Below are 19,378 nucleotides of genomic sequence, written 5' to 3' on the forward strand. Positions count from 1 at the left end.
GGCCTGCTGCAATCTCTCGTGTCCCGCGTTGTCTCACAGGGAGATGGACATGCTCCGGACGGACCTCCGGCACAGCTGGCGCCACGACCAAAGTCCCACCGCGGGTGCTTACTCAAACAGGCCCGCCGCTGTCGGTGGGTCCTCATACCCTCAAGTACGTGAGTGACTTCAGCCCCACCCCGAGGCTCTGCAAGGTGCTGTTCGGACGCGCATCCCACTGCGCCTACCCGGAGTGCGAGGAAGTGCTCATCGAGGAGCATCGTGAGCAGATCAGCGTCAACGTGGAGATCGCGCACATCCGCGCGGAAAAGCCCGGCGGCGCGAGGTACGACCCCGCTTTCGAAGGCAAGCGGGGAAACGCGGAAGATAACCTGCTTCTGCTGTGCACCAAGCACCACAAGTGGGTGGACGACTTCGAGGACGACTACCCCGCCGAGGAGCTACTTGCCTGGAAGGCCGAGCAAGTGGCTCAGGGGCGGCGTGGCGGCCTCACCGAGAACCAGGTCGAGCAGATTTTCCTGGCCTTCACGACGCCGAGGGCAGAGGTAGAGGTCGTAGGCATCATCCGGGCCCGCGGCGAGAACGTCGTATCCAAGATCGAAAATCTCAAGAGCCTCAAGCTCCTCAGCGATCGCATGGAGGAGCAGTTCCTTGGAGTGCGCGTCTCGAACGTGGGAGCTCTCGGCTTCGGTGTCGATGGCGTTGGCCTTGAGATCGATATCGACGGGCCCGGTCCGATGGTGTACCTGTTTCCGGCGGAACACATCCTTCACAGGCCGCTTAGGCGTCTGGAGCCGCAGGCGAATAGCGTCTGGCTCGCGAACCCCCTCAGCGTCGGCACAGGCATCCGCCTTGAAGGAATCCCGAAAGGGTATGTACCTCTACGATTCCGTGCGTTTGCGGACTTGGGGTCGGGCAGTCGAACGCTGGGTGCATGGGTGTCGGCTGTACACCTGCCGATCTGGGAGGCCCACGTCACGCAGAAGTGGCTTGACGACTTTGCCGTGCTCGGCAGGCGGGCGCGTGACCAGATGGGCGGGGGCGCTCGGTGAGCAATGAAGAGGCACCACCCGAAGGACCTCGATCCGCCGCATGCTCGGCCCGGCGGTGTCGGCAACCCTGGCAGCTGCCGGCGGGTGATCGTGCTGCCATGCGGGGCTCGTCTATCCGCGCGAGGCGATGTGAGCGTTCACTTCATTCGTTCCGGGAAACACATGGACGATCAGCAGGCCGAGGGGCACTCTGATCAACATCACAACTGAGACCCCGGAGAGCACACATGGGCGCGCCCCCGAAGCTGACGGCACGTGAAGCGTTCGACCTCAATCTCGAAGACGCTGAGATCCTGGTAGACCTTGCCAAGACCCTTGTCAATAACCGGCAGCGCAGGATGCGACGTGAGAAGCGGGAAAGACTCGGCGACGCTCTCTCCCTGCCGCAGAAGTACTGGGATGAGCTGGAGTGCCTGGAGAACGACCGGGTTTTCGTGACCTTCAAGCCAGGCCATGCCACTTTGCGAGAGAAGCTCCAGGAACCTAACCTCAGGCCTCTCCTGAGGCAGGCCCTCGTGGCCGCCTGCGCGGCCATAGAGACCTTCTGCGCAGACCGAGTCATGGAGCGCTACAGCACTGCCATTGCCTCCACCCCACCTCCAGGGGGGTTGCTTGAGCTGTCTATGACAGTGGGGGATTACCTCGCGATCCAGGAGAAGTACGAGAAACGAGGCTGGGGGCTTCGACAAGTCGTTGAAATGGAGATCCGGATGCGGGCCAGCCCCGCGCCTGCCCAGATCGGTCAGTTGTTCAGTCTCGTGGGCGAGAAGAAGCTCATGACCCGTGTCGACAAGCGGCGCAAGGTCGCTGTCAACGAGTCCACAACAGAGTTGGACCGGATTGTGGCTCGCCGCAACCTGATCGCCCACACCGGCGACCGCAGCGGACGCGGGCGCGCGACGATCACCGTCGACGAGGTCGAAGCAGATCTGGCAACGATCGTGTCGATTATCGATGCCCTAGATCACGAGACCAAGCCCTCCTGACCACTCAGAGGATGCGGCCGTCGGCTCAGCCGATTCGTCGATGCCGACGGCCGCGCCTTGCTGGCTCCTGAGACGAGTGAATCGCGAAAATCACGCCTGCGGTCACCATGCCGACCGCGACTTGTCCAACCAAATGGCCGACGGTCGCGCAGGCTTCGCCGAGTGGCTCGCCAGGCAGGAGTGCACGGACTGCTGGCGCGCCTCGAACGAGGGCGACGAGCAGGACAAGGCCGCCTGGCTCAAGGCGAAGCGCGCCGAGGAGCAGACGGCGTCCGAAGCCTGGTCCGAGCAGTACCGGATGCCTCCCCTGGAGGGGACCGAGCGGGCCGTTCCCTGGGGCGTGCGCTGTCGTCACCAGATCCTGACCAACGCCTACACCGCGCTGGTCACCGAAGGCACGACCAGCGCAGCGGAGTGGGCGGAGATCGAGGAGAACGCTCGTACGGTGACCCGTGCCGGGTGGTGGATAGACCAGAGGTCGTCCGAGCCCGAGGACCTCGCCGAACTGCTCATGGCCGCCACCGGGGCCGACCGGCCGACAGAGAATCCCTTCTTCTGAACGACCGGGTGCCCTGCTGCGGCGGGGCGCCCGGCTGACCGCCGCCGTGCGGCCTCTACCAGCGATTCCCGGCCGGACCAAACCCCGGATTTGCCGGACGCTCTGCCCACTGGCCCACCTCCAACGGGTCCTTCGCTCCCTCTGCCCCGGAGACTTCCGTGCCTACCTCGATCACCATCACGTCCGAGTTCAGCGGCAGCGTCGTTGCCAAGGGCGCTACTGATGACCTCTCCGCGCAGCTCCTCCGTCACGCCGGTTTCAAGCAGATCGACGACTGGCACGGCCGACGCCATCGCCTGCCCACCACCACTCCGCTCGCCGACCAGGTCGCCATCGCCAGCCATGCGGCCGAGATGCTTCGAGCCGCTCGCTATGACGTCACCCTTCCGCCGTCCCTCGACACGGCCCGGATGAGCCCTCCGGTGCATGCGCTGGGGCCCTACGCCGCCGGAGCTGAACTCCTCAGCATCACGGACCAGATCCGTGCGGCCGAAGACGGAGCCAGCCTTCAGCGGGCAGTCGACCACCTCCTTCACCCCGAGCACGGTGCGCTGGAGCGTGTCCGGGAGGCGCTGGAAGCAGCGGGAGAACAGGTCAACGACCTGGACGACGACGCGTATGCGCTCGCCGACCGGTTCGGCTTCGCCTCAGAGTTCGTCAGCTCGGCCCAGTCCGAACTCGTCGACTCCGAGGCCGAGCTACGCCGCGTCGGCGACGCTTCGACGAGCTACTCCCCAGCACGGACCGTCCGTGATCACCGTGGTGCCGCTCTCGCCACTTCTCCTGCGGCGAACCAGGCCAAGGTCTCCTCGGCGTCCAGTTCCCAGACGGCGCCTTGCTCTGCGACGGGTCACCCACCGCGCGCCTCAACCCCCCGACGGTGACCCCGGCCGCCCTCTCCGCCGTCGGCCTCCAGTACGTCGCGCGCCCCCGCTCGACTCACCCGTCAAGGACCACTCACCCGAAGAGGCAAACGTGCCCGAGTACTACTCCAGCATAAGCGAGGCCGTCGGTGCGGCCATGCAGCACAACATCCGGCTCGCCCACCGCAGCGTGGCACCGGGCTCCGACAAGCCGCTGCAGGTCAGGCACCTGCCCAGCGCTTCCGCCGATCCGTACTCGGTTCGCGGGATGATTTCTCGCCTCCACGAGGACGCCTCGCCCGATGAGGTGGCGGGCATCATCGAGGAGGTCAACGGCGCACTGGTCGGGGCTCTGCCCGAGCTGACCGAACTCGTCGCCTCTGCCGCCGACTGGACTCGCGCCCGTCTTGACTTCGACGACCCGCATCAGCATCCGACTTTCGAGACGTGGACCCGACTGGCAGCCGCGTACGGGATGCTCCAGGACATCCGTGAGCAGTTGGAAGTCGCCGAGGACGGTCTCGCTGCCTGTCCCGCAGAGCGCACGGACCCCCGGCACCACCAGATGGTCAACGTCTTGCGCAGCCGGGAGTTGCTCGACGATGTCCTCGGTGCCGAGGCTGCTCCTGTGCCGTCCGCTGCCCAGAACGTCGATTCAGACCGGCAGCGGGCGGCCCGCGCCTCCTCGCCGCGCGCCGGAACATCGCCGTCGACCGGCAGTCCGCCAGCCACCGCAGCACCTCCGCCCGCGCCTCGTTCTGCCGGCCGACCCCGCTGAAACGTTCCGCCTCAGACGTCCAGGAGTACCCCCATGATCTGCACGAGAGCCGAGCGCGCCCCGCCCCTGCCCGCTCGCACACCCAAGGAACCGCCGTGCCTTCCCCGCGCACCAGCGCGCCCTCGACCACCACCGGGTCGGACGCGCTCCTCTACCTCCTGTTCGGCATCCTCGGCGCCGCCATGGCCTTCGGCTCCCTGGCCTGGCTGACCGGAAATCTCACCAATACCTTCGTCGGGAGCGGGACATGGGCCCCCTTCCGCATAACGGACGCGCTGCTGCACCCGGAGGTGCTGTGGCCGGCCCTGAGCACCAGCATGCTGATGGTCGGCGCCCGCGTCGTCCCCGCCCTGTTCACCGTTGCCCTGGTCGTCACCGCTGCCGTGCTGTGGATGCGGTGGCGTGCCGGGTCCAAGTCCGGCCTCGCCCGGAAGGCGGACCTGGCGCCGCTGCTGGACAAGGAGATCGTCGCCAAGGCTAAGAGCCTGCGCCCGAGCCTGGGCGGCCGGGAGAGTAAAAGAGGTCCTGCCCGCTGACCGCGGCATCCTGCTCGGCACCCTCGATCCCGGTCGTGCGGAGGTCCGCGCGTCCTGGGAGGACGTGATCGTCGCGATCATGGCCCCGCGTTCCGGCAAGACGTCCGGGCTGGCGATCCCCGCGATCCTCTCGGCACCGGGCCCGGTCCTACTCACCAGTAACAAAGCCGCGAACGATGCCTTCACCACCACGGTGGACGCCCGTGCCGAGGTCGGCACGATCTGGACCCTCGATCCGCAGCAGATCGCCCATCACCCGCGCGAGATGTGGTGGGACATCCTCGCTGACGCCCGCGATCTCGCCGGGGCTAAGAGGTTGGCGGGGCACTTCGTGACCGCGAGCGTGGACGAGTCCAGCGGCTCCGACTTCTGGTCCACCGCCGCGAGCAACACCCTCGGTGCCCTCTTCCTCGCCGCCGCGTCCCACCGGCGGCCGATCACCGACGTCCTGGCCTGGCTCGCGATGCCGGCCGACCGCACCCCGGTGGACCTGCTCACCGACGCCGGCCACCATGCGGTCGCCGCCCAGCTCCAGGGCACCGTCTCCGGCGCGACCGAAACGCGCGACGGCATCTACGAGACGGCGAGGCAGTACGCGAGCTGCCTGCTCGACCCGGACGTCGCCGCCTGGGTCACCCCCAACGACGACCTTCCCGAGTTCCAGCCGTTCGCCTTCGCCACGTCCCGCGACACCTTGTACCTGCTGAGCAAGGACGGCGGCGGCAGCGCGTCCGCGATCATCGCTGCAGCGGCCGACGCCGTGATGCGCGCGGCCGTGATCGTGGCCGAGCGCTCCGGCGGGCGACTCGACCCGCCCGCCCTGTGCGTCCTCGACGAGGCGGCGAACGTCTGCCGCATCTCGGACCTCCCTGATCTCTACAGCCACCTGGGCAGCCGAGGCGTCATCCCGATGACGATCCTGCAGTCCTACCGTCAGGGCCAACGGTGCTGGGGCGAGGCCGGGATGGACGCCCTGTACTCCGCCGCCACCATCAAGATCATCGGATCTAGCATCGACGACGCGGACTTCGCCGACCGGCTCAGCCGTCAGGTCGGCGATCACGACGTCCAGACCACCTCGGTGTCGACCAGCGAGGGCGGCAAGTCCACCTCGGTGAGCATGCGCACGGAACGGATCCTTCCGCCGGACGCCATCCGCGCCCTGCCCAAGGGCAAGGTTCTGCTGCTGGCCACCGGCATCCGGGTCGCCATGCTCAACCTCAAGCCCTGGTACAAGGAGCCCTCCGCCAAGGTGGTCGGCCCGGCTTCCGCTCGCGCCACGAAGGCCATCACCGAGCGTGCCCTCGCGAAGAGCATCGGCCAGGACGATCTTGGACTGTCGGCATGAGCGCGCCCACACCACAGCAGGGGCGGTTGGCCCACGCTCCGGTCGTCCTGCGCGGTGGCCGGTGGTGGCTTGACGGCGGGGCCGGCTCGGTTCCCGCCTCCGATCCCGCCTTCACCGCCGTCCTGGACGACTTCGCGCTGTCGATGGCCGCTGCCGACCAGGCAGTCGCCAACCTCCTCATCCGGCAAGACGAGGCGCCCTGCGTTGATCCCGGAGGCCGGCGGTGAACCCGCTGATGAGCGCCGAGCAGGCGGTCCTCGGTGCCGCACTCCTCGACCCCGAGCAGCTCACGCACCTGGAGTGGCTCGCTGCGGACCACTTCTATCGGCCCGTCCACCAGGCGCTGTTCGACGCCCTCCGCAAGCTGCGCAACGACGGGCATCCCGCGCTCTCGGCCGATGGTCCGTTGCCGCTGTCGTGGGTGACCGACGCGGTCGAGGAGGCCGGAAAGCACGTGCGCGGGCTGACCGCGGCGTACGCCCACACCCTGATCCAGGCGTGTCCCCGAACCGAGCACGCCCCGGTGTACGGACGCATGGTGCTGGAGGGGGCGATTCACCGCACCGTCGCCCGGCACGCGATCCGTCTCCACCAGGCGGCTCGGGCCGACGCCGTCCAGGGCGAGGTCGAGGGAGCCTTGCGCACGGCGGACGTCCTGACCGGCGTACTCACCGACCTTGCACGACGCTGGGGAACCGACCCTCGACCGGTCCCACCCACCGCTGGGCCCTCTGCCGCCACGGACATCCCGCCTTCGGCGCAAAGCGGCCAGGTCGCCGAGGACGAGCGGTTCCTCCTGGCCGTCCTCGCCGAACAGCCGGGGGCCATGGGCGAGGTGGTGGCCTGGCTGCGGCCGGGAGACTTCGCCGACCCGACCCACGGGCAGCTCTACCGGTGCCTGGGCGCGCTGCACCACCGAGGCGAACCCATCGACCGGATCACCCTGCTCTGGGAGGCCCAGCGACGCGGCCTGCTGGCCGACGGCACAGTGTCGAGCGAGCAGCTGACCGCCGTCTGCGAAGGCATGGTCCCCGGCAGCGCCGACTGGTTCGGACAGCGGGTGATGCGCTCCTCCGTCACCCGCACCGCCGCCGCCTCCGCGCGAGCCATCCGGACCCTGGCCCAGGACGAGGTTCTGGGGCCCGGCCGGCTGATCAACCACGCCCTGCACGAACTCGGTCCGCTCGACGAGGTACGTGCCCGTTGGGCCACCGCGAACAGCAGTCCGGCTCCGAAGACCACGGCATCCGCTCCGTCGGCGGCCGAGCCGCCGCCCGACCGAGTGAAGGCCGCCCGCGCCCGCAGCACACCCCGCCCAGGCGCGTCACCCCCAGCCCCGGCCAGCCGTCTCCCCACGCTGTCAGCAGCCCGACCACCCTCGCGCGGCCACCCGTGAGGCCCCCTCCCCACCAGCCTCTTCTGCCCCTGGAACTCGCCTTGATCTACCCCATCTCCGCAGCCGCGCCGGACCTGCGCGTCACGGCCCCGAGCCTCGCCACCCCGTTGATCGGGTCTCTCTGCTCGGGGTACGGCGGCCTCGACCTGGGTGTGCAGTCCGTGCTCGGCGGCACGCTCGCCTGGCATGCCGAGGTCGACCCGAACGCCTCGCGCATCCTGGCCCGCCACTGGCCCGGCGTCCCGAACCTGGGCGATATCACCGCCGTCAACTGGTCCACCGTCCCCCGGGTGTGCGTCCTGACGGCTGGCTTCCCCTGTCAAAGACGTCTCGGTCGCCGGCCGCCGGGCCGGACTCAACGCCCAGACCCGCTCCGGGCTCTGGCTGCACGTCGCCCGTGCGGTCGCAGCCCTCCGACCCTGCCTGGTTGTGATCGAGAATGTGCGCGGCCTCCTCACCTCCCCCGCCGGTTCCCCTGGCGACGTGGAACCCTGTCCGTGGTGTCTGGGAGACACCGCAAGTCAGCCTGCTCTGCGGGCACTCGGTGCCGTACTCGGATCCCTGGCCGACCTCGGGTACGACGCGAAGTGGCTCGTGCTTCGTGCCTCCGACGTCGGGGCCCCGCACCGCCGCGAGCGGACCTTCCTCGCCTCATGGCCCGCCGGGCACCCTGCTGAAGACGCCGACCAGCAACATCGGGAAGAACGGCGGCAGCCAGCATCCATCGAAGCGGAAGAGCGGGGGCCACGGTCCGAACCTGGCCGACGAGGTCGAGTGGCTGCTGCTGCCGACCCCGAAGGCATCGGACGGAATCAAGGGCTCGCCGAACCAGCGGCACGGCAATGGCGACATGACCCTGCCCAGCGCGGCTGCGTCGCTGTTGCCGACGCCAAGGGCCAGCGACACGGGCACCCCGGGCCGCCGCCCCGGGAAGGGATGGCGTCCTCCCTTGTCGGCAGTGGTCCTGCCTCTCTGGGCGGAGGAGACGCCGGAGGCGGGGACGCGGACCGGCGATGGGGAGCGTACGGATCCGCCATCTCCCGATGGGAGAGCCTCACCCGCCCGGCCCCGGCCCCCACGGACGCGGCCGGTCGGCTCCGCGCGGACTTCGTGGAGTGGATGCAGGGCCTCGACGCCGGCTGGGTCACCGCGACTCCGGGGCTCGGCCGTCCGGCGCAGCTCACCGCGCTCGGCAACGGCGTCGTCCCACAACAGGCTTCGCACGCCTTGCAGTTGCTGGCACCACCTTTCCCCCGCTGTCCCCGCTGCGCCGACCGATAGCGCTCCACTACCGCGATTTTCCGGCCGGACCAAACCGCTGATTCTCCGGATCCTCTCGGGCATGTCGCCGTCTCACAGATGGAGCACACCCCCATGGCCGACACCAGCCCGACCTCCCCCGGCCCCGAGCCGTACCGCGTCCCCGACGCAGACCTCGACGACCTCGCCAGCACCCTCGCCAAGACCATGGCCGAGGTCAGGCAGCACGGCGTCATCCTCGACCGCCTCGGCTCCGAGCCCGACCCCGGCGCCATCCAGCCGCCGGACGGCGCTCCGGAAGCCGAGGCGGCTGACGGGAAGAAGCCCGACGGCCCCGCCTCGGTGTTCATCCTCGCCCTGGGCGGCAAGGAGTACGCCGTCGAACTCGCTGCCCTCAGCGACTGGGTGAACTACCTCTTCCTGCCGGTGTACGGCCGGGAGATCAGCACGAGCCGTCCATGGTGCGCGCACTGGCACGAACACCCCGAGGCCGTCGCCCGGCTCCACGCACTCTGGCTCGCCTGGCAGCAGTTCACCGACACGGAGGCCGGCCTGTCCGGCCCCTCGACCTGGCACCGCGACCACCTGGACCAGACCCTGGCGCACCTGCGTGCGCCCGACGGACCGTTCGCGGCCTGCACGACCAGCGCAACTCGCCCCAATCACCGGGTGCTGGCCACCCCGGCGCCCGAGCAGGCGGGGGTGGCGGCGTGAACGACATTCTCGACTTCGGCCTCGCCGATCTATCGCCGGTCGACGACGACTCCGAGGAGGCGATGGAGGCTCTCTGGGCTGGCGACCTGACGGTGCTGTCCCAGCACCACACCACACCCAACGGTTCGCACAGCTTCGTCCTCGCCCACGACCGATCGGTCACCTGGGGGATACCCGGCGAGCCACAGCTCGTTGCGATCGCGGTCGCTCGGGATCTGCGGCAGTCCACGTTCACGTTCGAGACGAGTCACCACGCCACGGCGCCCTTCGCACAGAACTGGCTGGCAGAACGCGGCTGCCCGCTCGAACGGATCGCACTGCACGGTGGCGACTACATCGAGCCCGCCGACGACCTCACCCTCCAGGTGGAACAGCAAATCCAGAAGTCGGGCACCCGCTACGAGGTCCTCGACACCTACACCTCTGACGACAACCCCAGCGAGGCGTGGACACTCGTCAACGACTCCCAGGCCACCCAGGCACCGGTTCGCCTCTTCTACGAGGAGTGGAACCACGGCGCCGGCACGTACACGATGCGCGAAGGCGCCTTCCCCGACGTCGGAGTCGCCCAGACCTGGCTGGACGAGCGCAGTGAACCGCTGCCCGAGCCTCCGGAGTACAGCGACCACAACGGTGCTGTCGTCCGGGCTCGCATCGCCCGCATCGCCCTTTCCCGGTCCGCCGGAACCTCTCCGACACCGCGGACCGGGCTCGACGCGCCCCGCGCGTCGGCGGCGGTACCGGTCCAGCGCGCGGTCCAGGGGAGGCTGCTGTGAGCCGCGCCCGCTTCGCCTTCGCCGCGCACCCTGACGCCATTGCCGACCTGCGGGAACTCCCCTCTGAGATGCGCGATTTGGCCTTGCTGGAGCTGCAGAACCTGGTCCACGGAAGCGACGACTGCTTGCCGTTGAAGGGCCGCCTCGCCGGCTTCCACAAGGTGTACGTCGACCCGGAGGTCTCTTACCGGCTGGTCATCCAGTTCCGCCAAGCGCCACCGACCTCGACCCACAAGCGCGAGATCTACCTCGTGGCGGCTGGCAGCCGGAAGGACTACGCGGTCTACCGCGCGGCCCACCTACGGACCGAGCCCCAGCAAAGGGTCGGCCCGGACTCCGCCACGGAGGCCCGCGTGCAGGCCGCCCGGTCTCGCTCGACGCTCACCACCGAACGGCCGACAACGGGCCGCGCGGCTGCCCCGTCACCAGCGCCGCCCTCGGCCACTGCTTCTCGAAAGGTCGCCCAGCGATGACCAACGACCGTACTGCGCTCACCCGTTCAGAGCTGGCGGATCTCCTCACCGAGGCCGCTCAGAACGTCGGCGGCATCCCTGCCGTCGAGTACCCGACGGCCGCCGCCCGCTCCTACCTGCATCCCGTCTTGGGTCCGCTGGCCGCTGGGCCCCGCGTGATCACCGAGCTGAACGACCGGTTCGAGGGCTTCGTGGCCACCGAGCCCCGCCCTGCTGGTTCGGCGGGCCTGTTCGCTCTGGCCTCCTACGCCTCCGCGCTGGGGTGGCTCACCGAGTCGTTCGCCGAGCTGACCTCCTCGGTCGATGAGATCTGTACCCGCGTGGGCATACCCACGGAGCCACGCGCCCCGATCGTCGCCGCGCCCGGTGGTACTGAGCGGGACGACGAGTTCGACTTCGCCTTCAACGCGCTTGAGTTGGAGGCGGTCCGCAACGCAGCCGAGGCCGCCGGCCTCGCGCCGGACGACTACGTCGAGGTTCTCTCCCAGTCGCTGCTCGCCGCCGCCCGGATCACCGACGCCTGCATGGAGATCTCCAGCGGCCTGCTCGATGACGCCGATCTCCTCAGCGAAGTGAGCGACCGCCCTCGGCTCGACAACGATCCCGGGAGCCTGCCCGCTCTGGTCCGCTCCCTGCTCGCCCGGATGGAGACGACGGAGTGAACCCGTACGACGCAGACACACACCCTGGGCCTTATCTCGTCGTCGAAGTGCTCGGTGTCGGGGATGTCAGCGTGCACGCCCTCGCACATGGTCCGGAGGAGCCGCTGCACCAGGCCGCTACACGCGTCATCGAAGCCGCAGCGGCGCTGGACGAGCGACACGAGAGCGTGCTCAACGCGGTCCAGCGCGCTCAGCGGCTGCTCGAAGGCACTGGTCGGGGTGAAGTCGGCCGAGCCCAGGTCTCATACGCGCTGCTGCGCACAGCTCTCCCGGACCTCGGAGATGGCCTGGCCCAGCAGGACCGGGCATACAGCCAGCTCGTCGAGTCCCTGTCCGCCTACCGCCGACTTCTTTCCTCGCCCGAGCCTGCTCAACACGCGAGCAACAAGAGCCACGGGCAGGGCCAGAAGACGAGGCCCCACCGGGACGACGACTGGGCCGTCGCCGGGGAGCGCGGGCTGGTAGCCCTCGAAGCGGTTGCGGCCGGAGGTGTTCGCTTTCGCCGCAACGCGATCGGCGAGGACCCGTACATCTCGCGGGAGAAGGCCCAGTGGCAGGACCCGGCGATCTTCCCGCAGACCGTGCAGCGGCTGGTCGCCGACGGGCTACTGCATCAGGACATCACCGAGAACGTGTACCGGCCCGGCCAGCTCCTCTCGCTCACTGCGCAGGGGGAAGCCGCCCTGCGGGATGGTCGCGCGACGACCTCCCGGGTGTCCGCCGCCCTCGGCCGCACCACCACGCGGACCACGTCAGGCGCGCTCTCCGACCCGGCCGCCGTGCCCGTCGCCAGGACCTCCCTCGCGGCCCCCCGCTCACGCTGACCTCATCCCGATAAGGACCCCACCATGGCTACCCCCGGCCTGCCTCCCACTTTCTCCATCGCTTCCATCGACGCCCAGCGCGTCGAGGAGGCTCTCGCCCGGATCGGGCCCAAGTGGACCACCTGGACCGCGATGACCCTGGCCCAGGTGAACGGCCCCGTGCGCGTCCGCGACGTTGCTGCGCAGCTCCCCTTCGTCAGTGAGCAGTTCGTCGGCAAACGGCTGGCCACGATGCACGCTGACGGATTGGTGATCCGCGATGACGACCGGCGGGGTGCGCCGTACCGGCTCAGCGCGCTCGGCACGTCTCTGGCCCCCGTCCTCCGCACGGTGTCGGACTGGTCGCGCACCCACCTGTCACAGGAACCGATGGCCGAAGCCGAGCGTGTCGAGGACGCGCTGCGCCGCCTGCATCTCCGGCACTCAACTGCCGTGATTCAGGCCCTCGATTCGGCTGACGGCCAGATGCGGTTCGTTCACATCGCCGAGGCGGCCGGTCTGGACAACGGCCTCGCACGGCAGCGACTTGTCCGGCTTCAGGCCGATGGCCTGGTCACGCGGACGGGCTCCCGGCACGGAGACCCGTACGTGCTCACCGATGCCGGCCAGGCGTTGGGGGCCGTCTACGCGAGTGTCGAGCACTGGAGCCAGCCCTTCGCGCTGCGAGGTGGAACAGCAGCACCGCTTCCGGCAGCGGCAGCCACGCGCACCCACGTCGGCATTCCACTGGGGGCGGGAGCCGACAGCGCCCGGACCGCGGCGGCCCTACGACGGAGCGCCGCCGCGTCGAACGTCATGTTCAGCCACGCGCCTCAGCCGGAACCGCGGGTGCCGGCGGCCGTGACTGCTCAGTCGGCACCGGGCCGGGGCCGGTGACGGGGGTGAGAACTAGAGGCCACTCGCCGCCACTACGGCATCCGCGTGCGCTCCGGCGGCTCCCGCCGCTGCATACGCGGATCCGTTCTCCTCCTTCGCTTCCGGAGACTCGACCATGTACGCCCCTGATGACCCAACCCGGTACCAAGAGGTACTGGTCAGCCCCATGTATCTGGCTGGTTCCAACGGGACCGGTGAGGCTGGCTTCGCGCCCGTCGCCCACTGGCCCCATCAGTACCTCGATGAGGGCCCCTGCCAGCTCCTCGTGACCTCTCCCGACCAACGGATTCGGATCGGCTGGTTCGGCGACGACTTCGAACTGTGGAAGATCAGCGCAGCCGAGGACGCCTTCTCGGCGCCTCGCTGGACGGCGACGTTCAACCACGTAACCCCGGCCGAGATGGTCGCCGGCCTCACCGCCGCACTGGTCCAGGACTACGACGAAGCCATCGCCTCCGACACCCCCGGCCGCTTCTTGACAGGACCAACCATCCCCTGGAGGGACACCGTCCGGCCGCTGACCGATGCCGGCTGGAACCTTGACGGAGCTGCTGAACTCGGCACCGTCGAGATCATCGCTCCTGACGACCAAGCGGGCATCCTTATCGATCGGCGCGGATACGGCTCCGACCGCACGACCGTCGAGCTGTGGGCTGGCCCGCCGGGCTGGGGCACTCGTGCCGAAGCGACGTTCACGGCCCGCACCCCATCGCATTTGATCACCGCAACCGCCGCTGTGATGGCGAAGTCGACCCCGGTGGTCCGTGAACGCCACCAAGTCGACCGGCGGATGCAACACCTTGTCACGATGACCCCTGTCGCTTCGGCCACGCCGATCGCCGAGGCTCAGGTTTCGCGCGCTCCGACTCCGCTGGACGTACGCCGCACCGCGGTCACCCAGGCCGTACACCGTGCCGCGCGGGCACCACGCACAGCAGCCGACCTCCGGGTGATGGCCGCGCAGAGCCGCTCCACGGGGGCGGCGCAGAAACGGACGGGACACCCCGCGCCCGCGACCGCTGCCCGGCTGCCGGCCAACTCGCCGACGCCCCGGCGCGGACGCTGACTCCCACCCCAGGCCGCACTCCACTCGCGACCGTCCCCGCCCAACAGGAGTTCCACCATGCCCACCACCACCATGCTCGACCAGGCCACGGCCATGATCGAGAACGCCTGGGGCCAGCCCATCGAAGCTCTTGAGGTCCTAGGGGTCCGCCGCCCCAGCGAGGACCCGCTCCTGCGCTGCGCCATGCACACCCGCGCAGCCCTGGCCATCACGGACAGCGCGGTAACCGTTCACCAGGACCGCCTTCACGCCCTGTCGCGGCATGAGTACGTGCCTGACTTCTACGAACTCGACCGGATCACCGAAACGGCGGTCAAGCTCCGCGTCGCCCACGCGGAGAGCCGCGCGTACCTCCAGGCGATCCGGCGCGTGGTGGAGGCTCGGGAGGCCGCCGCACCCGAGGTTGCGGCATCGGCGGTTCGGCTGGCTCAGGCCGCTGTCGCCCGCTCCGGGCAGACGCGGCACGCCCCGGGGGCCCTGCCCGAACCGTCCTCTCCGGCGGCGGTCGTAGGGCCGTCAGCGCCCACAACGGTGCCCCGACGTTGAAGGCTTAGCTCCGATTCTCGTCGCGGGGGCCCTCTTCGGCCCGGGGGCCCACCGCGCGGGCCAGCTCCTCCACCGTCAGCTCCACGCGCCAGCCTTCGGCGACCCGGCGCTCCACCGTCTCCTCGTCCGGCCACCGGTCGGGCTGTGCGCCGACTCCCCACTGGCCGTCGGCGACCATTGCGATGTCGCCCACGGTCCAGGGCCGTCCGGCGGCGCGGATCTTGCGTTCCAGTCCGGCGCCGTCCCAGTGTCTGCTCGCCTCGGCCATCCCCTGCTCCCCTTCACCGACGTGCGGTCCCTCACCGCAACCCAGGTACGACAACCGCGGTCGCAGATCCATTCCCGGCCAGCCGACCGCTCGGCTGTGGTCTCCAGTTCGCCCACGGCAGACGGCATCCCCGGGAAACGACTACGCACTTCGGCATGCTGCATGCCAACGTACGGGTGTTGGGAAAAACCGCAGGTCAACGAAGGGATCGTCCAACCGTGAACACCTCCGCCACCCTCCTGCCCGCCGTCGTCCGCCCCGCCGTGGAAGACCGCCACTGGCTCTCCTCCGACCACTGCGCCGCTCCGGTGCTCGACCTCCTGGACGCTCTCGGCTGGACGATCGCCGAGACCCCGGAAGCCAACGTCCACGCGACCAGCCCGGACGGCGGCGTCTACGTCGGCTGGCTCCCCGAAGACCCCTCCGCCTGGGCGCGCGAGATCGTCTGGCGCGTCCAGGTGCTGCCCGCCGACGGCGAGGTATGGGTCCAGGAGTTCGGCGTCCACACCCCTTCCGAGGCCGTCGCCGGATTCCTCGCCGCCCTCGTCACCCACTCCTCGCGCTGACCGCCGATCAGGCTCCGCTCATACATCCACCGACGGCTCGACGCCCCGTCGTCGAGCCGACCAACCCCGTCAATGTCCACCGTTCACGGAGACTCCCTTGCCCCAGTACCTGACCGTCGGCCACCTGCTCCGCCAGCTCCAGGAACTCGACCCCAACCTGCCGGTCCGTCTCGCCGTCAACCCCGACTTCCCCTTCGCCCACTTCGTGGGGGCCGAAGTCGTCGTCCGCGACGGCCAGGCGTACATCGCCGACGACGGCCAGGAGGACTACCTCCCGGTGGGGGCGCGCGAAGCCCTCACCTGGTCCTGATCGCTTCCCTACCACCACGGAGGCTTCCGATCTCGTCACCCTCGCGCCCGGCGCCCCGCCTCGCGCTGCCCACTGTCGCGGCCCGCCCCATGCCGCACGGCGTGCACAGCGCGCTTCTCCAGCGCATCTCCGCCCGACCCGACGGCCCCCTCGACATCACCTGGCTCGCTGCCGAAACCCCCCAACTTCCCCTCGGACGCATCCGGCTGCGCTGGGAGCCCGCCTCGCGCAGCGGCTGGGACGTCACGGCGTACCTGGGGCTGACCACGGCCGAGGTGTTCCTAGGTTCCTGGCCCGCCGCCCCGGACGACTGGCCGCGCCTGGTCCGTCCGACCCTGTACGAGGTGACCGGCCTGTGCGCCGCCCTCACTTTCGCGACCGACGCCCTCGACCTCTCCAACCGGCTCGCCGAAATCTGATCGAGAGCCGCAGGCCACCCCACGCCGTTCGGGCGAGGGGCGGCTTTGCTTAGCCGTCGAAGCCCCCACCGAGCATGTCCCAGTTCTCGTGCTCCTGCCCGCCAAGGTCTCGTGCGCCAGGTCATCCAGGGAACCGGTGTAGACCTGCTGGCTCATGGTCCTGATCAGCATGTCAGCGGGAAGCCTGGCAGGTCAGGACATGCTCCCAGCCCGAGGGACACCGGTCCTTATGCATCGCCAGGCCCCGGCGCGGGCCGGGTACAGGCGCGCCCTCATTCATCCCCATCTCTGCAAAGAGCTCTCGGTATTCCCAGCGCACGCAGCCAGACGCGGTACGTCCTCACGGCCGCCCCACCCACGCCTGGTGTTCGGGGGCGACGTGCAGTTGCTCGCGGATGCGGCCGCACAGGACGCCGACACGAGTTCGGCCCTCCAGAACCTGCAGCCCGTTGCACCCTGGGTCCAAGAGACCCCGGTCAATGAGGAGCGGCGGGCGCAACCACGTCCCGTGATCTTCCCAGTGCCTGCCGACTTCCGGGGCTCGCACTGCGACCCAGTGCAGCGGGTCTTTGGCGAAGTGTTCAATCAGTCCCACTTCGCTCTCACCAGTCGGCATTTTGTGGAAGTCCGCGGACGGAATCGTCTCCAGCGTCCAGGTGATCGCGCTCAAGTCAAGGGCTCCGTAGTCGTCCACGAAGGGACCGTTGTCGCCATGGTCGAACAGGAAGTCCCGCAGCACGTCGTCCGGCCACCGCAGTGCGGTCAAGGCCGGATCGGATCGAAAGCGCTCGAAGTTGAGGCCACCGTCCTGACGACGCTCCATCAGCGAGCTGAGATCGTTGAGGTTCATGCCTCAGATTTACCGGAGTTCTCCGACCGCGTTCCCCCTGACCACGGTCTCCTGTACTGCGGAGATTGGGTCGGTGAACCATCTCTGACGCTGGTGACGGCGTCGCTGTCAGTGCCCGCTCGTACGCTATGGACGGCGCAGGCGCGCCGGAGCCTGGAGGCGTTCGTGGTACGACAGCTGACGTATGAACAGCGGATCGCTTTGATCAACAAGTGGAAGAACCCTCCGGGTGCTTCCGAACAGCTCCGGCTGGAGCGCGCCGAGCGCATGGTGAAACAGGCAGTACTCCGTCATGAACCATTCCAGGGGCTCGACATCACGGTGGCGTCGAAGGGCTCGTACCCCAACAACACCAACGTTCGCGGTGACAGCGACGTCGACATCATGGTGAAGCTCAACGACCCCATCCATACGGAGGGACTGGCGGCTTGGTGGTTTGGGCAGCCCGCCAGATACTCGGGGCCATGGACCCGGCAGAAGCTCCGCCAGGAGGTCGAGGACGCGCTCACCAACCACTTCGGTTGGGTGGACACGGACCACAACCTTGCCGTGTACGTTCCGGAGGTTGTGGGAAGCCGTCCCAGCATCGACGTGGTTCCGTGCTTCAAGTGGGTGGCCTACGACACCACGGCTCCCGATGGCGAGTGCGTGGGCAGCGTCGTCTACGGACGCAACGGCAAGCGTGTCATCAACTGGCCCGAGCTCCAGCTGGTCAACGGGCGCACGAAGAACACCAACACCAAGTACCGGTACAAGTTCGTGGTGCGGGTGCTGAAGAACGTCGAGAACGACCTCGCCTCCGAGGGCGTGATCAAGGCCCTTCCGTCCTACTTCTCCGAGTGCCTGATCTACAACGTCCCGGACGACGTCTTGCTCCTCGACGGCAGCCTGGACACTGTGGTCCGCGAAAGCCTACGGGAGGTCTATCAGCAACTCACGGGAGCCTGGTTCAGCTATCTGGGCATGGTGGAGCCGAACGGGATCAAGAAGGTGTTCGGCGATGGCCAGAAGTGGACGGAGAAGGACGCTCGCGAGCTGATCGAGCGCGCGTGGCACTACCTCAACTACGAGGGCTGACGATGAACACCGCGACCACCATCCGCGCCGGCGCCACCATCGCCTCCACCCTCTACACGGTCGTCCTGGTCGTCCTGGGCCTGTACCCGTCCGAGTTCCGGTACCTCTTCGCGTACATTCCGGCCCTCGTGGGCTACGGCACCGTCGTGTTCGACAAGTGGGCTTGGCGCTGGCCCGTCATCCACCGCTTCACCGGACGTGCCTGGGTCACGGGCACTTGGCGGGTAGTACTTGTCCCGAGCTCGGAGAGCCACATCCCGGAGGGAGGGAACCGTGGTCCGATCACTACGTACATGACGGTCGAGCAGACCTACTGGAGCCTGCACGCCACGCTCCGCACGAAGGAAAGCACCTCGCGGTCGAGCAACGCCACAATTGGCGCCCCAGAAAACTCGGGCACTGCCGAGATCGGATTCCTGTACGACAACACGCCCCGTGTGGAGCACCAGCATCGAAGCCCGCGGCACGAAGGGGCCTGTCGAATAGCGGTCACCGGTCTCCAGCCAAAGACTGCGACCGGGCACTACTACACCAGCCGGTTCACCGCCGGTGACATGGACTTCAGCCTGCTCGACCGATCGACCGACTACGGCACCTTCGCAGAGGCTCAGGCTGCCGACCCGGCGCACGCCAGCAGCTGAAAATCAGAAAGCGGCGAACCCGGAGGCTGGTGCCCGGGGTCCCGCGTACTCGTCCCGGTGCTCGCCTACACCATGTAAATACCAGCGAAGAAGCCGTCGAACCCGAGCGCGACCAAGCCCGCCTCGACACTCGGGTAGGTCGTCCCGTGCGGGCCGCCGACCAGGGCGTCGAAGTCGGCGCGGCTGATCTCGGGCTCGAGCCACTGGTTACCGCACCGGCAGTGGACCCAGACGTTGCGCCCGTGGTTGATGAGCAACCAGTCACGTCGGGCCTGGCAGGCGGAGCACATCACGGGGATACCCCCGAGAGCGAGTTCGCGTGAGTGGCCGACGCAGCGAATCGCCCCGGGTCCGTCGGCCGGCCGCGTCTCGGCCTGGAGCTGCAGCAGAGGGTCGGTACCAGTGGGGAGGACGGGCAGCGCGGGTGCCGGCTCCGTGGTGCGGGTGGTGGTTCTGAGCACGAGCGTCATCTCCGGTCGTCGGTCCTGTCTTCATCCCTAACAGCCGGTGGAACCGGCTGTCCATACATTTC

26 protein-coding genes and 2 pseudogenes are annotated in these 19,378 nt (G+C 68.8%); 24 read left to right on the plus strand and 4 right to left on the minus strand.

Going from position 1 to position 19,378, the window contains the following annotated elements:
* Positions 1-158: 158 nt before the first annotated feature.
* The 11 genes and pseudogenes from RLT58_RS07655 to RLT58_RS07705 all read left to right on the plus strand — a co-directional run.
* The gene (locus RLT58_RS07655) at positions 159-1,052 is read left to right on the plus strand and encodes an HNH endonuclease signature motif containing protein (protein WP_311309641.1); all 894 of its coding nucleotides are present in this window, start codon (positions 159-161) and stop codon (positions 1,050-1,052) included.
* A gap of 227 nt (positions 1,053-1,279) precedes the next feature.
* A complete protein-coding gene (locus RLT58_RS07660; RefSeq protein ID WP_194546414.1) occupies positions 1,280-2,038 on the plus strand; it encodes a HEPN domain-containing protein in 759 nt (252 codons plus the stop codon).
* 133 nt (positions 2,039-2,171) lie between these two features.
* Positions 2,172-2,597 (plus strand): hypothetical protein, encoded by a 426-nt coding sequence (locus RLT58_RS07665; RefSeq protein WP_311309642.1) that lies wholly within the window; start codon positions 2,172-2,174, stop codon positions 2,595-2,597.
* Between the two features lie 158 nt (positions 2,598-2,755).
* Positions 2,756-3,481, plus strand: coding sequence for a hypothetical protein (locus tag RLT58_RS07670; protein WP_311309643.1), 726 nt, complete (start codon positions 2,756-2,758; stop codon positions 3,479-3,481).
* A gap of 91 nt (positions 3,482-3,572) precedes the next feature.
* Positions 3,573-4,238, plus strand: coding sequence for a hypothetical protein (locus RLT58_RS07675; RefSeq protein WP_311309644.1), 666 nt, complete (start codon positions 3,573-3,575; stop codon positions 4,236-4,238).
* Positions 4,239-4,333: 95 nt separating this feature from the next.
* Positions 4,334-4,774: a hypothetical protein gene (locus RLT58_RS07680; protein ID WP_096624751.1), complete on the plus strand. Its 441-nt coding sequence runs from the start codon at positions 4,334-4,336 to the stop codon at positions 4,772-4,774.
* A 79-nt stretch (positions 4,775-4,853) separates the two neighbouring features.
* Complete coding sequence (locus RLT58_RS07685) at positions 4,854-6,122, plus strand: type IV secretory system conjugative DNA transfer family protein (RefSeq protein ID WP_311309645.1); 1,269 nt, start codon at positions 4,854-4,856, stop codon at positions 6,120-6,122.
* A complete protein-coding gene (locus tag RLT58_RS07690) occupies positions 6,119-6,349 on the plus strand; it encodes a hypothetical protein (RefSeq protein ID WP_165684135.1) in 231 nt (76 codons plus the stop codon). The genes RLT58_RS07685 and RLT58_RS07690 overlap by 4 nt, the downstream gene beginning before the upstream one ends.
* A complete protein-coding gene (locus RLT58_RS07695) occupies positions 6,346-7,518 on the plus strand; it encodes a DnaB-like helicase N-terminal domain-containing protein (RefSeq protein ID WP_311309646.1) in 1,173 nt (390 codons plus the stop codon). Before RLT58_RS07690 ends, RLT58_RS07695 begins: the two co-directional genes overlap by 4 nt.
* A 161-nt stretch (positions 7,519-7,679) precedes the next feature.
* Positions 7,680-7,772: pseudogene (locus tag RLT58_RS07700) on the plus strand (DNA methyltransferase); the annotation flags it as partial.
* Between the two features lie 52 nt (positions 7,773-7,824).
* Positions 7,825-8,133: pseudogene (locus tag RLT58_RS07705) on the plus strand (DNA cytosine methyltransferase); the annotation flags it as partial.
* A 36-nt stretch (positions 8,134-8,169) separates the two neighbouring features.
* On the opposite strand, the gene RLT58_RS07710 reads toward RLT58_RS07705, so the two are convergent.
* Entirely contained in the window at positions 8,170-8,424 is a 255-nt protein-coding gene (locus tag RLT58_RS07710; protein WP_311314751.1) for a hypothetical protein, read from the minus strand.
* A 468-nt stretch (positions 8,425-8,892) separates the two neighbouring features.
* On the opposite strand from RLT58_RS07710, the gene RLT58_RS07715 reads away from it, so the two are divergent.
* The 8 genes from RLT58_RS07715 (at position 8,893) to RLT58_RS07750 (ending at position 14,715) form a co-directional block, all read left to right on the plus strand.
* On the plus strand, positions 8,893-9,492 hold the full coding sequence (locus tag RLT58_RS07715; RefSeq protein WP_037882112.1) for a DUF4913 domain-containing protein: 600 nt from the start codon (positions 8,893-8,895) through the stop codon (positions 9,490-9,492).
* Entirely contained in the window at positions 9,489-10,268 is a 780-nt protein-coding gene (locus RLT58_RS07720; RefSeq protein WP_311309647.1) for a glycosyl hydrolase, read from the plus strand. The genes RLT58_RS07715 and RLT58_RS07720 overlap by 4 nt, the downstream gene beginning before the upstream one ends.
* Positions 10,265-10,741, plus strand: coding sequence for a hypothetical protein (locus tag RLT58_RS07725; protein ID WP_311309648.1), 477 nt, complete (start codon positions 10,265-10,267; stop codon positions 10,739-10,741). Before RLT58_RS07720 ends, RLT58_RS07725 begins: the two co-directional genes overlap by 4 nt.
* Positions 10,738-11,403: a hypothetical protein gene (locus RLT58_RS07730; RefSeq protein WP_311309649.1), complete on the plus strand. Its 666-nt coding sequence runs from the start codon at positions 10,738-10,740 to the stop codon at positions 11,401-11,403. Before RLT58_RS07725 ends, RLT58_RS07730 begins: the two co-directional genes overlap by 4 nt.
* A gap of 71 nt (positions 11,404-11,474) precedes the next feature.
* Positions 11,475-12,227: a large ATP-binding protein gene (locus RLT58_RS07735; RefSeq protein WP_311309650.1), complete on the plus strand. Its 753-nt coding sequence runs from the start codon at positions 11,475-11,477 to the stop codon at positions 12,225-12,227.
* A gap of 24 nt (positions 12,228-12,251) precedes the next feature.
* Positions 12,252-13,103 carry a winged helix-turn-helix transcriptional regulator gene (locus RLT58_RS07740; RefSeq protein ID WP_311309651.1) on the plus strand — a complete coding sequence of 284 codons (852 nt, stop codon included), beginning with the start codon at positions 12,252-12,254 and terminating at the stop codon, positions 13,101-13,103.
* A gap of 115 nt (positions 13,104-13,218) precedes the next feature.
* Positions 13,219-14,169, plus strand: a complete 951-nt coding sequence (locus RLT58_RS07745; protein ID WP_311309652.1) for an SPDY domain-containing protein — start codon at positions 13,219-13,221, stop codon at positions 14,167-14,169.
* Between the two features lie 57 nt (positions 14,170-14,226).
* Positions 14,227-14,715 carry a hypothetical protein gene (locus tag RLT58_RS07750; RefSeq protein WP_311309653.1) on the plus strand — a complete coding sequence of 163 codons (489 nt, stop codon included), beginning with the start codon at positions 14,227-14,229 and terminating at the stop codon, positions 14,713-14,715.
* A gap of 4 nt (positions 14,716-14,719) precedes the next feature.
* Here the strand turns inward: RLT58_RS07750 and RLT58_RS07755 are convergent, their stop codons facing one another.
* On the minus strand, positions 14,720-14,983 hold the full coding sequence (locus tag RLT58_RS07755; protein ID WP_311309654.1) for a hypothetical protein: 264 nt from the start codon (positions 14,981-14,983) through the stop codon (positions 14,720-14,722).
* 218 nt (positions 14,984-15,201) lie between these two features.
* Here RLT58_RS07755 and RLT58_RS07760 point away from each other — a divergent pair, with 218 nt between their 5' ends.
* The 3 genes from RLT58_RS07760 (at position 15,202) to RLT58_RS07770 (ending at position 16,278) form a co-directional block, all read left to right on the plus strand.
* Positions 15,202-15,549: an SPDY domain-containing protein gene (locus tag RLT58_RS07760; protein ID WP_311309655.1), complete on the plus strand. Its 348-nt coding sequence runs from the start codon at positions 15,202-15,204 to the stop codon at positions 15,547-15,549.
* Positions 15,550-15,646: 97 nt separating this feature from the next.
* Positions 15,647-15,859, plus strand: a complete 213-nt coding sequence (locus RLT58_RS07765; RefSeq protein ID WP_311309656.1) for a hypothetical protein — start codon at positions 15,647-15,649, stop codon at positions 15,857-15,859.
* A 101-nt stretch (positions 15,860-15,960) separates the two neighbouring features.
* Positions 15,961-16,278 (plus strand): esterase, encoded by a 318-nt coding sequence (locus RLT58_RS07770; RefSeq protein WP_311309657.1) that lies wholly within the window; start codon positions 15,961-15,963, stop codon positions 16,276-16,278.
* Between the two features lie 340 nt (positions 16,279-16,618).
* Here RLT58_RS07770 and RLT58_RS07775 read toward each other — a convergent pair whose 3' ends face one another.
* Positions 16,619-17,128 (minus strand): hypothetical protein, encoded by a 510-nt coding sequence (locus RLT58_RS07775; RefSeq protein WP_311309658.1) that lies wholly within the window; start codon positions 17,126-17,128, stop codon positions 16,619-16,621.
* A 93-nt stretch (positions 17,129-17,221) separates the two neighbouring features.
* Here RLT58_RS07775 and RLT58_RS07780 point away from each other — a divergent pair, with 93 nt between their 5' ends.
* The gene (locus tag RLT58_RS07780) at positions 17,222-18,205 is read left to right on the plus strand and encodes a nucleotidyltransferase domain-containing protein (protein ID WP_311309659.1); all 984 of its coding nucleotides are present in this window, start codon (positions 17,222-17,224) and stop codon (positions 18,203-18,205) included.
* Positions 18,206-18,207: 2 nt separating this feature from the next.
* Positions 18,208-18,846: a Cap15 family cyclic dinucleotide receptor domain-containing protein gene (locus tag RLT58_RS07785; RefSeq protein ID WP_164368093.1), complete on the plus strand. Its 639-nt coding sequence runs from the start codon at positions 18,208-18,210 to the stop codon at positions 18,844-18,846.
* Positions 18,847-18,911: 65 nt separating this feature from the next.
* On the opposite strand, the gene RLT58_RS07790 is transcribed toward RLT58_RS07785, so the two are convergent.
* Entirely contained in the window at positions 18,912-19,316 is a 405-nt protein-coding gene (locus RLT58_RS07790; protein WP_311309660.1) for a hypothetical protein, read from the minus strand.
* Between the last annotated feature and the right edge of the window lie 62 nt (positions 19,317-19,378).

This window comes from Streptomyces sp. ITFR-16 (assembly GCF_031844705.1).
Classification (GTDB): Bacteria; Actinomycetota; Actinomycetes; order Streptomycetales; family Streptomycetaceae; genus Streptomyces.

Coding starts and splice junctions, on each gene's coding strand:
- RLT58_RS07660 (WP_194546414.1), top strand. CDS start 1,280: ATGGGCGCGCCCCCGAAGCTGACGGCACGTGAAGCGTTCGACCTCAAT.
- RLT58_RS07665 (WP_311309642.1), top strand. CDS start 2,172: ATGGCCGACGGTCGCGCAGGCTTCGCCGAGTGGCTCGCCAGGCAGGAG.
- RLT58_RS07685 (WP_311309645.1), top strand. CDS start 4,854: ATGGCCCCGCGTTCCGGCAAGACGTCCGGGCTGGCGATCCCCGCGATC.
- RLT58_RS07690 (WP_165684135.1), top strand. CDS start 6,119: ATGAGCGCGCCCACACCACAGCAGGGGCGGTTGGCCCACGCTCCGGTC.
- RLT58_RS07715 (WP_037882112.1), top strand. CDS start 8,893: ATGGCCGACACCAGCCCGACCTCCCCCGGCCCCGAGCCGTACCGCGTC.
- RLT58_RS07730 (WP_311309649.1), top strand. CDS start 10,738: ATGACCAACGACCGTACTGCGCTCACCCGTTCAGAGCTGGCGGATCTC.
- RLT58_RS07740 (WP_311309651.1), top strand. CDS start 12,252: ATGGCTACCCCCGGCCTGCCTCCCACTTTCTCCATCGCTTCCATCGAC.
- RLT58_RS07745 (WP_311309652.1), top strand. CDS start 13,219: ATGTACGCCCCTGATGACCCAACCCGGTACCAAGAGGTACTGGTCAGC.
- RLT58_RS07750 (WP_311309653.1), top strand. CDS start 14,227: ATGCCCACCACCACCATGCTCGACCAGGCCACGGCCATGATCGAGAAC.
- RLT58_RS07755 (WP_311309654.1), bottom strand. CDS start 14,983: ATGGCCGAGGCGAGCAGACACTGGGACGGCGCCGGACTGGAACGCAAG.
- RLT58_RS07775 (WP_311309658.1), bottom strand. CDS start 17,128: ATGAACCTCAACGATCTCAGCTCGCTGATGGAGCGTCGTCAGGACGGT.
- RLT58_RS07785 (WP_164368093.1), top strand. CDS start 18,208: ATGAACACCGCGACCACCATCCGCGCCGGCGCCACCATCGCCTCCACC.
- RLT58_RS07790 (WP_311309660.1), bottom strand. CDS start 19,316: ATGACGCTCGTGCTCAGAACCACCACCCGCACCACGGAGCCGGCACCC.